Source organism: Pseudoalteromonas luteoviolacea DSM 6061 (assembly GCF_001625655.1).
GTDB lineage: Bacteria > Pseudomonadota > Gammaproteobacteria > Enterobacterales > Alteromonadaceae > Pseudoalteromonas > Pseudoalteromonas luteoviolacea.
In genome coordinates, this window is sequence record NZ_AUYB01000103.1 from 204,860 (window position 1) to 218,955 (window position 14,096).

Annotated in this window: 12 protein-coding genes; 2 read left to right on the forward strand and 10 right to left on the reverse strand. The window is 42.8% G+C overall.

The genetic code is table 11. The features are described 5' to 3' along the window. The first annotated feature begins 129 nt into the window (after positions 1-129). Entirely contained in the window at positions 130-1,764 is a 1,635-nt protein-coding gene (locus tag N475_RS12770) for a winged helix-turn-helix domain-containing protein (protein ID WP_063359682.1), read from the forward strand. On the opposite strand, the gene N475_RS12775 is transcribed toward N475_RS12770, so the two are convergent. The 3 genes from N475_RS12775 to N475_RS12785 all read right to left on the reverse strand — a co-directional run bounded on the left by N475_RS12775 (position 1,761) and on the right by N475_RS12785 (position 7,101). After that, on the reverse strand, positions 1,761-2,696 hold the full coding sequence (locus N475_RS12775; RefSeq protein ID WP_193343347.1) for a glycoside hydrolase family 16 protein: 936 nt from the start codon (positions 2,694-2,696) through the stop codon (positions 1,761-1,763). The two genes, N475_RS12770 and N475_RS12775, sit on opposite strands and share 4 nt — an antisense overlap. Positions 2,697-2,885: 189 nt before the next feature. Next, the gene (locus N475_RS12780) at positions 2,886-3,971 is read right to left on the reverse strand and encodes an efflux RND transporter periplasmic adaptor subunit (protein ID WP_063365391.1); all 1,086 of its coding nucleotides are present in this window, start codon (positions 3,969-3,971) and stop codon (positions 2,886-2,888) included. Positions 3,972-3,981: 10 nt separating this feature from the next. Then, positions 3,982-7,101 (reverse strand): efflux RND transporter permease subunit, encoded by a 3,120-nt coding sequence (locus N475_RS12785; protein WP_063359684.1) that lies wholly within the window; start codon positions 7,099-7,101, stop codon positions 3,982-3,984. A 636-nt stretch (positions 7,102-7,737) separates the two neighbouring features. On the opposite strand from N475_RS12785, the gene N475_RS12790 reads away from it, so the two are divergent. Next, positions 7,738-8,196 (forward strand): hypothetical protein, encoded by a 459-nt coding sequence (locus N475_RS12790; protein ID WP_063359685.1) that lies wholly within the window; start codon positions 7,738-7,740, stop codon positions 8,194-8,196. 44 nt (positions 8,197-8,240) lie between these two features. Here N475_RS12790 and N475_RS12795 read toward each other — a convergent pair whose 3' ends face one another. The 7 genes from N475_RS12795 to dinG form a co-directional block, all read right to left on the reverse strand. Further along, entirely contained in the window at positions 8,241-9,035 is a 795-nt protein-coding gene (locus tag N475_RS12795; protein ID WP_063359686.1) for an NPP1 family protein, read from the reverse strand. Between the two features lie 141 nt (positions 9,036-9,176). Continuing rightward, complete coding sequence (gene rsmS, locus N475_RS25185; RefSeq protein WP_081216130.1) at positions 9,177-9,353, reverse strand: pleiotropic regulatory protein RsmS; 177 nt, start codon at positions 9,351-9,353, stop codon at positions 9,177-9,179. Continuing rightward, positions 9,350-9,622, reverse strand: coding sequence for a late competence development ComFB family protein (locus N475_RS12800; RefSeq protein ID WP_063359687.1), 273 nt, complete (start codon positions 9,620-9,622; stop codon positions 9,350-9,352). The genes rsmS and N475_RS12800 overlap by 4 nt, the downstream gene beginning before the upstream one ends. 116 nt (positions 9,623-9,738) lie before the next feature. Next, a complete protein-coding gene (locus N475_RS12805) occupies positions 9,739-10,641 on the reverse strand; it encodes a histone deacetylase family protein (protein WP_063365392.1) in 903 nt (300 codons plus the stop codon). A gap of 1 nt (position 10,642) precedes the next feature. Beyond that, a complete protein-coding gene (locus N475_RS12810; RefSeq protein ID WP_063359689.1) occupies positions 10,643-11,242 on the reverse strand; it encodes a primosomal replication protein in 600 nt (199 codons plus the stop codon). Next, a complete protein-coding gene (locus N475_RS12815; protein WP_063365393.1) occupies positions 11,239-12,018 on the reverse strand; it encodes a sulfite exporter TauE/SafE family protein in 780 nt (259 codons plus the stop codon). The genes N475_RS12810 and N475_RS12815 overlap by 4 nt, the downstream gene beginning before the upstream one ends. 3 nt (positions 12,019-12,021) lie before the next feature. Next, positions 12,022-14,091: an ATP-dependent DNA helicase DinG gene (dinG, locus tag N475_RS12820; protein WP_063359691.1), complete on the reverse strand. Its 2,070-nt coding sequence runs from the start codon at positions 14,089-14,091 to the stop codon at positions 12,022-12,024. Positions 14,092-14,096 lie beyond the last annotated feature (5 nt).

Consider the following 14,096-nt stretch of genomic DNA (forward strand, 5'->3'; position numbering starts at 1 on the left):
ATTGGCGATCTCGATAAACTCTCTTCGGATGGCTTGAGAGTCCTTTTTAGTTGAGGCAAACTATATTTAAAACAGCTGCTTATAATTAGGTGGAGATCGAGGGTTGCAAGCAATAAATGGTGTTAGTTGATGCGTATTAAATTTGATAACAAGGATGTGGATCTCACTTTAGGTAGAGTTTCGTTACTTGATACCGACCCTACAGAGGTGTATGAAATTCGCGCTAAAACACTCCAAGTATTAGAAACTTTAATTAAAAATCGCGACAGGATTGTAACCAAGCAAGAGCTGTTAGATAGAGTTTGGAGCGGCTTGATTGTGCAAGATCAAGTGTTAGTTCAATCGATTAAAGAAATCCGAGATTTATTGGGGGCTAGTACGATAAAAACCTTTCCCAAGATAGGATATCGATGGGTGGTTGAAATTGACATTGCAGAAACGCCCACTCAGGGAGTATTGGCGCGCAACTCTATTTGGATGACTATTGGCGCTGTAGTTTGTTTACTTTTCAGCTGTTTTATCTATATCAGTTTATACGCGGGAACATCTTCGCAATTACCCAAAGTTGCATTTTTACCTATCGAAAATGCCATGCCTGATAAACTGCACGATTGGGTTTCAATTAAGGGTATGGATCAGCTTTCTCAGGCATTGCGGGAACAAAGTGAGTTACAGGTTAGTGCGGTTGATGATGTACTGCTTGCTGTTGAGCGAATGAACAAAGGTAGCTTAAGCCCCGAGGTTTCAGGGCCTCAGTATTTTTTTAAACTACACCAAATATTAGAGGCGCAATTAATTGTACAAACCCGCTTGACGGGTTACCCACAAGATCTGCAGTTGCACTATACCTTGCATTCTCACCTAGGGCCCCAACAAGGAGTCGTGTTAGCACAAAGTGTGGATGAGGCCCTGAGTGAATTGACGAATATCTTAGCGCAAAGGTATGGTCTCGCGACGCAAAGTGCGAGTGAGCACTACTATAGTGCATTTAGTAATCAAGCATTTGCAAAAGGGGTTAATGCTTACTTACAACGTGACTATGCCGCTGCTATTACATTATTTCGCAGCGCTTTGGTTGAGCAACCTGATATGCTCGCAGCGAGGCGCTATTTAGCTGGTAGTCTCGCAAATACCTATGAATTTGATCGAGCGATTGAATTATTGCGTGGGAGCCTGCAGATTGCAGATAATTCCCAAAGTCAAAAGGAGCACCTGAGAGCAAATTTGATGATTGGCTATTTGCTCATTAATTGGCCTCAAGGAGATGATAGGCAAAAAGAGTTGAGTGTTGCACAGAAGTATATTGCCCAAGCAAAAAGGCTTGCGCAATCTAGCCAGGATAAATTGTTTATTGCCTATTCATATGAAGAGCTTGGCAAAATTAAACGCTTACAGGGGTACTTCAGTGAGGCAACAAGATGGTTGCTCGCTGCACTAGACTACCATCAGAGTTTTCATGGTAGGTATGGGCAAACTGCAGCCCTGATCGAGCTGGCACGTATTGCAATCGCACAAGGCGAATTGGAAGAGGCTAAGCGCTATTTTTCTGACGCGATGCGCATAGCCGACGATAGCAAAGCGCACCCAAACCAGATTTGGGTGTTGCTTGCGCAAGCAGATATGTACAGAGACCTAAACGAGCAAGTGATTGCAGACGAATTTGCTAAACAAGCACTTGAGATTGCGTATCGAGCAGATAGCCCACAGCTCATTGCGCGAGTTGAGGCGTGGTTTGCTCAAGTGCCCATTCACACTGTTAATTAAAGACTGCAGTAATCTGCTTGTTTCGGTGTCCAGTCTGGCACCGTATCTTTTTGTGCAATTTTATCTTTGCGTAGTTGTTCTACTGACAGGCTCACTGCGCGAGGTGAAACCACCTTATCTTTGACAAAGTAAACCCAGTCCACGTCGTGATGGTATTGCCTCATTAAGTTAGATTGCACCAGTTTATTGGGATCAAACCATTGGTTGAAGTTAATAGACATAGGTACTTCCGGATAAACATCTGCGCCATGTTCTGCAAAAAGGTGACCATTCACATAATATTTTAACGTATTGTTTGCTACTTGAAGCACTAGGGTGTTCCAACCTTGCAAAGACTCAATGTGATAGTCATAAGCGTTTACTTTGGTCCAAGGCGTAAGTTGAAAAGTTTCCCACGAGGTAGCAAACAACGCTAATCGTTCAGTTCCCCAGCCACCATTTGGTAAATACTCAAAGTCCATTTCACTATAGTTTTTATCCATAGGTGCCTTGAGTGGGCTTATGGCGTAAAAGGTTTGAATTACAGCATCGCCATCAGGGCCGTATTGAGGTGCATCATTAAAGTAAACTCTGGCAGCATATGTGCCTTCACGGTATTTTCGTTTATGACATATTTGTGTGTGACGGGTGTTTTGTGCAGTTCCATCTGTTTTAGCTGTAATTCGCATTACAATGTTGCCAGCTTCAATTGGGTCTGGGTGAAAGCTAATGCCTTCTTGCCACCACGTTGCATTTTTAATCCCAGGGTGTCCTGTTTCGTGGCGGATTTGCCAACCATTTTTTTGTGCATCTGAAAATTGACGGTAGCTAAAGTCGTCAAACATGACAGCATTCGATGTTGCATAAGCAAAAGGGGTGGCTGCACCAACTCCTAATACGCCGATTGTCATGAGTCCCAATTGGGTTTTTATCAATAGTTTGTTTATTTGCATGGGTGCTTACTCCTGTGTCTAGCTTGTAGGTAGCTTGAACAAACTCAGAGGGAGTGGCCAATTAAACTTGCTTAAATCAGCAAATAGACAGTATTAAAAAAAATTAAATTTATGATATGTATAGTTAAATATTAAAAATGAGCCTTTGCTCATCCATAAGCTGGCTCATTGGGCTAGTATCTTTGGAGGCTATTTTAGTGGCTGCACTTCAACCTCTTGGCCATCGGTCAGTCTTTCTGCACCACGCACAGCAATACTATCTCCAATCTTTAAGGCATCTGCATCTAAAGGCGTGATTGCGACTAAGCTGCCTTCACCTTTACCCACCTCAACGGGCACTTGTAAAACGGTATTGTCAGGGCTGACCTTGACGATATGCACCCCTTGTTTTCGGATAATCAAAGCATCTCTATTAATCAACATTTTAGCTTGCAATGAGCGTAGTGGTACTGTGACATCTACAAGTTGGCCGACCGCAAACGTTTGAGATGTGTGCTTTTCTAACTTGGCGCGCACTTCTACAGTTTGAGAACGGGGATCCGTTGCAGGAATGACCGAGGTTACTATTGCTTGTGCTTTTAGTGGCGTATCCAAATTACCGGCTTGGATGGGCAGTGTGATCCCAGGCTTTAAGTAATGTAGGTACTTTACCGGCACATAAAGGCGAGTTTCTAAGTTGTCGATATCAACAAAGTTGAGTAGTTCATCAGCGCGACTTACCTCCCTACCTGCGCGTTTAAAACGCTCACTAACAACACCTGAAAATGGTGCTCGAATGGTTGCACGCTCTAGTTGATCTGCAATCACTTTCAGTTCAATTTTTGCCAACGCAATATCCGACAGGGCAAGATCATGTTGATTTTGCACACTGTCTACTTGCGTTGCTGCCGCACTATTGGACTTGGCTAAGCGTTTTAAGCGATTTAGCTCCTGTTTGTGAAACCTTAAGTTTACTTGTGCACGATTGAGCATTTCTTTTTGTCTGGCTTGATCGAGCTCCAAGGGTAAGGTGTCCATTTTGACAAGAATTTCACCTTCGCTTACTCGTTCTCCGGGCTCTGCCACATACAACACTCGGCCAGAAATTCCCGCCGTCAGAACGACGTCTTTCTTACCAAATAGCGTACCATTTACGGCCAGTGAACTAGTCAATGGTGCTTGAGTAACAGGCTCTACTGTGACCGGAAGCGCTGCATGGCTTTGTATGCTGTATATGGCAGTGCTGCATGCCAATGCGAGAGAGAACAGTTTTACAGAAAAATATGAGTTTTGCATTGGTACTTCCTTACTGATTCGACACTAAATTAAGCTTAGGTTGAGGTTCGTCCTTTTTATCAGACTTGGGCGCTTTAGCACTGCCTAATTGCAGTAAACTTGGCATTAGAATAAGTGTAAAAAGGGCACTAATTGCCATACCTCCTACAATGACCGTTGCCAGCCCACGGTATATCTCTGAACCAACACCTGGTACTAGTGTTAGTGGCAGCATACCAAATAAACTGGTTAGAGTGCTCAGATAAACGGGTCTTGCTCGCATCAGAACAGCTTGACGCACAGCTTGCTGGCGAGCTAAGCCATTTGCTTCTGCAACCCGAGTCTGGTCAACCAATAAAATGGCATTGTTAACAACCAGTCCTAATAGAATGATGAAACCTATCATGGTCAATAAGTCCAAAGACTGGAAGGTGAACAAGTTGAGTATATAGAGCGCGATCACGCCTCCTGCTGCGGCCATTGGCATTACTAGTAATACCAATAAGCTGTCTTTAGCTGATTTGAATAGGGCGCTCATCAACAAGAATAAAATAAACAAAGCTAGCACAAAATTGATGGTCATTTCCTGAATTGCTGAATTTAGTTTTTGTGCATTACCAGCCAAAATAACACCGGCATTGTCTGGGATAGCAGCCTTAACTTTAGGCAGAACTTGCGAAGCAAGAATTTGTTGCGCCTGTTCTAAGGTCATATCTGCTGGTGGTGTAACAACGACACTTACCGTACGGCGGCCATTGACGCGGCGCAATTGACTTGGACCAACGGTACGCTCAACACGTGCAAGCTCTCCAATGGTTTGCACGCCTGAATCAGGTGTGACCAATGGCAGCGCTTTCAATTCTTCTGGTGAATCCCAAGATGTAGAGCGCAGGATCACGTTCATACGATCATTACCATTAAAATACTCGTTGATAAATAGCCCGCCGGTGAACGCTTGCATTGCTTGAGACACATCTTGTCGTGTGAGTCCAGCTTGTGTAATTCGGCGATCATTGGGGTGTAGTCTGAGTTCTGGTTCTGCCATATCCAAGCGTGGCTGAGGTTGCGCAGTTGCGGTTGGCATCGCTTCTTTGACAGCACTCAGTGCGGTTTGTGCACCGATAATAAGGTCATCCATATTCGGGCCTGTTAGGTCAATATTGATGTTTCTACCGTCACCACCATTTGACACTTGGATCATTGATCCCCTAAAGAGGAAGACTTGGGTGTCAGGCAAATCTACGAGTATTTCTTCTCTGGTAACTTTCATCAGCTCCTCAACGCGTTGTGGATCTGCTGAGTAGATAAATCCACCGGCATTGGAGCCGAAAACAAACTGATTAAAACTTTTGATACCTGGTTCCTTTTCACCATTGTAGTAGGGCATCAGTCGTGCTTTTACGCGCTTTAAAAGCTCTTCTTCCATATAGGTAATATTGGCGCCTGGCGGTGTAACAAGAGAGAAAAAGAATCCGTCCGTCGGGGCCTGTGGCATAAAGTCAGTTTTAGGTAACATGGTTACAGTGATGAGTAGCGAGCCACCTAGTAAGCCTGTTATCCAAGAAATTTGTTTAGTGCGAGTGTTAGTCAGGCCCATAATCAATTTAGTGAGCTTTTGCCAATATTGTTTATATGGGTCGGCTTTGGTTTTACTGTCGGGCAAATAGCGATTTGCTATTGGTATAATTGTCAGCGCGCTAATCAAAGAGGCTATCACGGCAATAGATAGTGTCAGAGCGAGGTCTGAAAATAGCTGACCTTCAATGCCGGCCATAAACATAATGGGTAAAAAAATCGCAACACTGGTCGCCGTAGAAGCGAATAAGGCCCCAGCAACTTGCGTGGCGCCCTTGAGCGCAGCTTTGGCATTGTCCATCCCCTCGGTTCTCAATCTTGCAATGCTTTCCTGAACAATAATTGCTGCATCCAATACCAGTCCTACTGCAAAAGCTAGGCCTGCCAGCGAGATTACGTTAATACTACGGTCAAAAAGGTTGAGCGCTAAAAAGGCAACCATGAGCGATACGGGGATCGTAGCTGCAATTACAAATGTGGTTTTCAGGCCTCGGAAAAAGAGCCACAATATGATGCACGACAACAAAACGCCTAAACCTAAATTACTTTTCACCAGTAACAGCGCATTACGAATATGCACAGATGCATCAAAACTAAGCTCTATGGCTAAACCGGCTTCTTTGAGTGGTCCGGCATTGAGCTCTTTGATTGCAATGTTGATATTATCTAACAGTGCAACGGTGTTGGCGTCATTAATTCTGGCTACGCGAATGTAGTAAGCGGGCTGACCATTTCTACCACTCATACCGAGGCGATCAGAGAATGTCTCTTCAACGGTGGCGATGTCACCCAAGTAAATGGGTCGCTCGTTGGAGTAGCCAATGCGCATTTGTAACATGTCTTGCAAATCATATTGGCCTGTAAAACGCACCGTGTACTGACGTCGGCCAACATTGGCAAGGCCGGCTGATGTATCTCTTGATGCTTGTAACGTGCGACGGATCTGATTGAGGCTAATTCCAAGTGCCGCGGCTTTGTGTGGATCGAATGTGATGCGCAATTCTCGGGCGCGCTCACTAGCAAGATCTACGCGAGAAATTCCGGGAATTTGGGCCAGACGAGGCTCAACGATTTCTTCAATTTGTTTTTGATATTGTGCCATATCAAAGCTCAGGCCTTCTTCACCTGCATCTAGTGGCAACACCAACAACGTCGCAGCTTGTCCGGCTGAACCGCCAAAGTTGCCACCCGCACTAACCACTGGATCAATGGCATCTAAGGGCAGTGGCGGGGCTTGATTCAAATTTGTTAGAACATCCAACATGGCTTGCTGCATGTCAGTACCAATATCAAAGGTCAATGTAATAAACCCATTACCGCGATTGATTGTGGTATCGACTTGAAGTGCTCCCGGTGTGTTTTTGACCGCGTTTTCGAGCGGCTCGAGTATCACAGACTCAACTTCTTCAGGAGCGGCTTGTCTCCAGCCCGAAAAAATTGTGATTTGTGGTTGTTCTATATCGGGTGTGAGTTGAATAGGGAGTTTAAAAATACTGAGTAATCCAAACACCATAACCAAAACCAAGATGACAATTACACTGGCAGGGTTTTTTAGTGAACTGCGCGTTAAATTCATGACAACTTCCAAGTTTAACAGTACTTATAGCAGTGTAACGATTGAGCAAAAAACTGCTAGCACCAAAAAATAGTCAAATAAGAAAATTAGCGATGAAAGGTCACTTTTTAGGGTTCATTTGCACTCTAGTAATAACTTGTAACGATTTTGCAGATTTTGAAATATTACCGTATCATTTGCCGGCGAAAAAATAATCGCAAGATGAGACGGTTTTAGCTTTTTTAAGCTGTATCGATATTAGAAAATTTATATTTGATGATGCTTGAGTCAAAAATGACAGGGAAGACGCTAGCCTAGCGTTTTCGCAGTGGTGATAAATAAATTCATATTGCTGACATCAACCAGACATTAAAGTGACTCGTATTTGATATAGGTTAAAATTGCTAGGATCTTTTAAAGTTTAACTGTATATGGTCTATTTGCTGGATTAAAATCCGAGCGGGAAAAATGGAAAAATCATCCTGAAACTATAAACAATAATGCTTGAAGTTCATGATATTTAAGCATGAAAGGTCAAGCTCTGTTTTGCCACATATCAATAGGCTAAGGCTGGTGGCAAGAGTTGGTGGATGAGTATGTTTATGGACAAACGACATAGCACCTGAAATTTGAAGTTTAATAGAAAGGAGTATCAAAATGTTTGTCGCCTTAAAATGGGATCATCAAATAGGTGCCCATTTTGTATCTTGGATTGTAGTGGAGTGCTCGGCAATTAGGGATAAATTTGGTTTACCTCAGGCATTGCCACCACGTAGAGATGTTGCTTACTTTGTAAACCCATTGACTGCAGAAAGAGATGCAAAGGCATTTGCTGATCACAAAAATGGCGTAGCCAGTGTATCTTGCGAGCAAGATTATTCACCATATTTATCTGATCATCATGGTTTTGTTCATTATCAATGGGACCATACGTACCTCGAGGAGCTGGTAAAACACGCGGTTCTGTATTGGGAAGATGGGCATCACATAGAAGCCCAGCCGGTGCGAAATGACGTAGCTTATTTTATATGCCCCGAAGACTCAGAGTCAGATAGCCGATTTTTTGCCCAGTATAAGCTTCTGATTGACGGTCAATATTTGCGCCATAGTGCGTAGTTTACTCGGTATTGTGGAGGGTCTAGACAGGCCCTCCAATTAGACTACTGTGCGCTGGTCACATCATCGTTATTAAACGTAGGAAAGCTGGCGGGTTTAAATCTATTCAAATTATGTAAAAACCGGCTATCTTTGACTGGTAGTGTTGCAGAACCATAGTCATACTGATTTAGCTTGTCTCTGAGCACTTGATTACTCAAGCCGTCTCCATGCATTTCATACCAACTTATTATTTTAGGTGTTACAAAGCGGTTGTAGCTGTTTTCAGCCACTTCATTTGTCTTGGCGAATCTTAGTGCGTGGGTAAGAATGCCGTCTTTATGATATACAATCTTTAAATGGCCGTTTTCAAAAGGAAGCTCATTGGCACTTTTAGTGAATAAATCACCATGTGCACTGTAGCTGCCATGGGTTACTATGCCATCTTTGGTCCAAACTGCTGCATATTCCCAATCGTGTCTATGACCACCACCAAAATAAGGAAATACTTGGTCCTTTTTAAAGTACAATGCGTAAAAATGCCCACAATATAACCCTGACTCTGTGTTTTTGCAGGCATAGCGATGCACGGTGTTAGAGGTATTTAAAAACTGATTGTCGCGGCAACTCCCCCCAAGTGAACCTGTGGTTTTTAGTCCTGAGTTTTGTATCCCTGTGCGACTAATACCGGCACTGGGTAAGCAACCATCGGTATCAAAATCAAACACAGGTTCAGTGCCATTAATGACATAGATCGGAGGCAGAGCTTCATCTAGCGCAGCGAAATCATTTGCTATTGCTGACGAACTTAATAGCGCAAAAGGCAAAGTCAATAGACATAATGCTTTAGTATTTCTCATAATTTTCCTTGTTGTCAAAGGGGGTAGAGGCATATCAGCAAGTTTCTTATCAAGGTCTTGAAGTTATCCTGAATTTAGAAGTTGCCGAAATGACGTACAGTAGAGAGATACTATGACATATTTGTATTGTATTTGTTAAATTTAAGTTTTTTGCTCTAGGTTGGATTGTACTTTATGTAAGAAATCTTGCTTTACGATTTCTAACGCTTGAAGTACTTCTTCAGGCGGTACATCGTTTTGCTCAAGTAACATTATTAAGTCTACCGCGAGTTTAACATGCTGCGGTGCGTTATCGAGTGGTGAGGTATGGTCGTTCATTTTGTAAATTGTTTCTTTTTAGCTATTTGTTTAATTGCAACCTCAATAGCAACATCAACACGCTCTTCCATTTGTTGTCGTTCGCTCTGCGGTAAATAAAACTCCATATCGACATCATAGCGAATGTAGCGAGCTGGAAGTTGATTTAAGATCGTACAGCAAAAGTCAGCCATTACATCTTCATCGTATGTTTCGTGTAACTTTCGCTCTACAATTTTTTCGAGCATAACTTTCTCATAATAGTTATGCAAATCATCATGTAGTTTCATGGCGTTATCTCTAACAGTGGGTCTTTTAAGTTTACAACATAAAATCTAGGTGCGCGACTTACTCTATTTGTATAAATTAGCAGTGGGTTATGTACTGTGAGATGCAAAAGAGGGAATTAATGCACGAAGCCAGAATGAAGCAGAGCTTGAAACAATTGCTCATGGACGTCGACTAAACGCGTTAAGTTTCTTTGATAGCCGCCCCCTAGAGCACACATTAACGGAATACTATGATGATAACAATGTGACAAAATTAGCTCTTCACGACGTCGCACGCCCGCTAAGGTAATCGCAAAATTTCCCAGCTCATCCTGAGTAAAAATATCCGCACCTGCGTTGTAAAGAATAATGTCGGGACTGTGCAAACGCGTACATAGTGATAGTGCTTGCTCCAGAGTATCTAAATATGCAGGATCTTGCGTATTGGTTGGTAATGCAAAATCATAATCTGACAGCTCTTTTAACCGAGGAAAGTTTTGCTCACAATGTATTGAGCAAGTGATGATATCTGCGCGTGACTTTAAAATCGCAGCAGTACCATCTCCTTGGTGAACATCGCAATCCAGAATCAATACGGTTTCGGCTTTACCTTTTGCAATTAAATCACATCCGGCTACTGCTAAGTCGTTAAAGATACAAAAACCGGAGGCTTTATCGGCATAGGCGTGATGGTAGCCACCAGATAAATTAGCCGCAAAACCTTTCTCTAAAGCAGTATGTGCCGCCTGTATGCTAGCACCAACAGAGAGTAAAGTTCGCTCGACTAGTTCGGGCGACCATGGAAAGCCCATACGCTTTATATCAGGAGGGCTCATTGTACCTTTGCAAAAAGCCTCGATGTAAGTGTTATCGTGGCAAAGCTTAAGCTGTTCATTAGACGCTTTATTATTTGCCAAAAAAATATGCTTATTTAAGCTGGATTGATCAAGGCGATCCTTCAGTTTGGCGTATTTTAGAATAGGAAAGCGATGGCGCGGTGGAAGTGCAAGATCACTATAAATTGGATTGTAAAACAACATACTAACGGTTACCTTGTTTTTCCAATTGTTGGATCTTTTCCTCTGTTGCTGAAATGGCTTTTCTACAGCGTCCAAGTCGAGTATGCAAAGCGAGTATTTCAGCATTTAGCTGAGCATTTTTCTCTGCATTTGCACCTTCTAACTGGGCTTTTCGAATGCTGATCATCTCTAATAAGCGTCTCTCGAATTCATGATTTTGAGACAACTCTTGGTAAAGCTCATGGGATGATTGCATTATTCGCTGAACAGCTTTGCGATAAACCTTTGCTTTTTTGGGCTTATTTAGTTTGTTTTCTTTCGCCCAGACTGGAGTAGACTTCAGTACTTTTATGATTGCTTGCATTTGCTCACCAACCTGTTCAACAGCAAATTGATAGGCATGGCGGTTTTGCTCAGGTGGTAGCTTCTTTAACGCAATTTGTATCTCATCAACATAATCTGTGAGCAGTAAGCTTTTGGTGTGGAATAGGTGACTATCAAACAAGCTAGGCTGGTTTTGAATGTACCGGTTTTTGTCAAACCACTTAGCATTGTCAAACTGCTGCGCCTGTGTCGCTAGCTGCTCGAGCTTGCTCTGAAGTTTAACAAAGGCCTGATTCATGCTACATATGCCTCAAAAATAAGTTTGCCCGCCAATAAGATCACCACAGTGTTGAAAATGGGTTTAATGAGTTTACTACCAAACTTTATCGCCGAATGTGCCCCGATCCAAGCTCCTAACATCAAAAAAGCGCCCATGGTCACACCTAGTAAAAAGTTTACATGTCCCAATGCAACAAAAGTGATCAGCGAAATAAAATTTGAAATAAAGTTCATGGAACGTGCTAAACCGCAATTCAGTAGCAGACTCATTTTATAAAGTAAGCTGTTAGATGCTGTCCAAAAGGTGCCAGTCCCAGGTCCGGCTAATCCATCAAAAAAGCCTAATGATAGGCCTTGTAACCATTGCTTTATTTTTAACGTTTTATTTTTTGTGGGTAATGAATGTTGTTCTGTAGAACTTAAACTTCCAAATAAGCTGTACAGAGCAACCATAATAATGATGATTGGAAGCAACTTATTTAAAAACTCAATACTTAGTTTATCTACCAGCAAGGTACCTAACACAGCTCCGATGGCAGTGGCTAAGGTAGACGCTGCCCAAAATCGTGGGTTAAACAATTGTTTTTTGTAGTAGGTAAAACTTGCCGTAAGTGAACCGAAGCTTGCCGCTAGTTTATTGGTTCCTAATGTCACATGTGGTGGAAGTCCCGCAGTTAATAGCGCGGGTACAGTTAGCATACCGCCGCCACCTGCGACAGCGTCGATAAACCCTGCAGCCAAGGCGACCGCACATAAAAGTGCCCAAGTGAGAGGATCAAAAGCGAGTTCAAACATTAATTAATCTATTTGCCTTGCAAAGGGTGGCAGCGTGTCAAGCATGGCTTTACCGTAACGTTTTGTTATCAGGCGCCTATCAAGTATCGTGATGCGACCAGAATCTGTTTCTTTGCGCAGCAGTCTACCACAGCTTTGTACTAATTTCTTTGCAGCATCTGGAACAGTGATAGATAAAAATGGATTTCCACCTTTAGATTGAATAAATTCAGCTTGAGCTTCTTCGACTGGCGAAGTTGGGACTGCAAATGGAATTTTCGTAATCACCAAGTTTTCAAGATATTTTCCAGGCAGGTCAAGCCCTTCCGATAAGCTTTGGGTTCCAAATAAAATACTTCCAGCTCCTAAATCCACTGCAGCTTTGTGACGACTAAGCAGTGCTTCACGCGACATTTCACCTTGCACTAAGATGTTTAGTTTCTTTTTTCGCAATGCGCTTACTACATGGCCCATCTGCCAATAAGAAGCAAATAATACTAAATTGGCTTTTCGCTTGTCTAAGTATGTGGGTAATGCTTCTGCGAGGTAATCACTGAAGGTTTTGTCAGTGGGCTCTACTTTAGTTTTTGGTATGTGTAAGGTTGCTTGAGTTTCATAGGCAAAAGGGGAGTCTGCTTTGATGAACTTTACACCAGGTTCATTTGCCAAGCCACTTTCTTTTGAAAAGTGATCAAAGCTACCTAATGCAGTTAGCGTTGCAGAGCAAAGCACTGCACCTGCACACTCACGCCATAGTTTGTCTTTCAGGTAAAAACCTACTTCGATTGGACAATCGCATAGTAAATGGTCATGATGATGTTTATATTCCATACGCTTGATCCAACGAGCGTGCGGGGTACTTTCTCCTTTAGCCGCATAGCTGAACCATAATTTGTTAAGTTGCTCGAGGCGATTTATGTATTGACCACTTTCTACTAGCAAAGGATCTGCTAAAAAGGCTTGCACGTCACCATCAGACACGTCTGTTGTGAGCGCATCATGCATTTTATTGAGTGCTCTTAATGTATCTAAGGTAGCGTCTGCAATATCTTTCGCTTGGGTTGTAAGCGACTCAGGTACTTCACCGTGCACAAAGCGATAGGTGTCGTCATCGTTATAATTAAAATCGGCCTGATCTAAACTGTCGCGTACAGACTTGAGCAGTTTACTCACATCATTGGCGGCGTCATTGAGTTTAAAGTTTTGTCCAATGGCTTTTTGAGAAACAATAGTCCCAGCCATTCTACCACTGAACTTAAGTAACTTTTCGAGCCACTCTATGGTGCCTTTTATTGTTGCTGCCGCTGAGGAAAAGTCCCGCGTAATATGAGGTAAGTGATGGGCCTCATCAATAACATAGTATGTTTCTTCTGGTTCAGGAAGAATTGTGCCTCCACCTAGCTCTAAATCGGCAAGTAATAGTGCATGGTTAATGACCAGCACATCCATCTGTTGGATTTTTTGTCGCGCTAAATGAAACGGGCATAGGTGGTGAGACTTCATTTGCCTTTGGCAAGCGTGTTTATCACATGCAATTAGATTCCATACTTTGTCAGGAATAGTGTCTTCCCAGCTGTCTCTGTCTCCAGCCCAGTGTTTATTTTGGTACGCGTTTGCAAGTTCTCTTAGACACTTTTGCTCCATATCTGTCAGTGGTGATGACGTGGTTGGTACCAATGATAGCTGAGTGTCATCCTGATTAACTGCGGCCATGAGCTTTTGCACACAGATATATCGTTGTCGTCCTTTTACCAAATCAAATTTAAAATCGATGCCACTGTGTTCTTTGAAAAAAGGAAGCTCTTTTTCAATAAGTTGCTCTTGCAGGGCGACAGTTGCAGTGGAGATAACCAATTTTTTCTTTTTGGCGAGGGCAAGTGGTAGTGCGCCAAGACAGTATGCCAGTGACTTGCCCGTACCGGTACCCGCCTCAATGACGCAGATGCGCTGTGACTTGTGGTATTCACCAGCGAGCGTTTTGGCGATTTCTGCGACAAGATAATTTTGGCTACTGCGAGGACGGTAATCCTCCAATTGCTCGGCGATATTTTGATGAGCATGACGTACGGTTTTTTTCATTGAATCTGACAACATGTGGA

Bases quoted from the DNA above. Each gene is read 5' to 3' on its own strand.
- N475_RS12770 (WP_063359682.1), top strand. From the start codon at position 130: ATGCGTATTAAATTTGATAACAAGGATGTGGATCTCACTTTAGGTAGA.
- N475_RS12775 (WP_193343347.1), bottom strand. From the start codon at position 2,696: ATGCAAATAAACAAACTATTGATAAAAACCCAATTGGGACTCATGACA.
- N475_RS12780 (WP_063365391.1), bottom strand. From the start codon at position 3,971: ATGCAAAACTCATATTTTTCTGTAAAACTGTTCTCTCTCGCATTGGCA.
- N475_RS12785 (WP_063359684.1), bottom strand. From the start codon at position 7,101: ATGAATTTAACGCGCAGTTCACTAAAAAACCCTGCCAGTGTAATTGTC.
- N475_RS12790 (WP_063359685.1), top strand. From the start codon at position 7,738: ATGTTTGTCGCCTTAAAATGGGATCATCAAATAGGTGCCCATTTTGTA.
- N475_RS12795 (WP_063359686.1), bottom strand. From the start codon at position 9,035: ATGAGAAATACTAAAGCATTATGTCTATTGACTTTGCCTTTTGCGCTA.
- rsmS (WP_081216130.1), bottom strand. From the start codon at position 9,353: ATGAACGACCATACCTCACCACTCGATAACGCACCGCAGCATGTTAAA.
- N475_RS12800 (WP_063359687.1), bottom strand. From the start codon at position 9,622: ATGAAACTACATGATGATTTGCATAACTATTATGAGAAAGTTATGCTC.
- N475_RS12805 (WP_063365392.1), bottom strand. From the start codon at position 10,641: ATGTTGTTTTACAATCCAATTTATAGTGATCTTGCACTTCCACCGCGC.
- N475_RS12810 (WP_063359689.1), bottom strand. From the start codon at position 11,242: ATGAATCAGGCCTTTGTTAAACTTCAGAGCAAGCTCGAGCAGCTAGCG.
- N475_RS12815 (WP_063365393.1), bottom strand. From the start codon at position 12,018: ATGTTTGAACTCGCTTTTGATCCTCTCACTTGGGCACTTTTATGTGCG.
- dinG (WP_063359691.1), bottom strand. From the start codon at position 14,091: ATGTTGTCAGATTCAATGAAAAAAACCGTACGTCATGCTCATCAAAAT.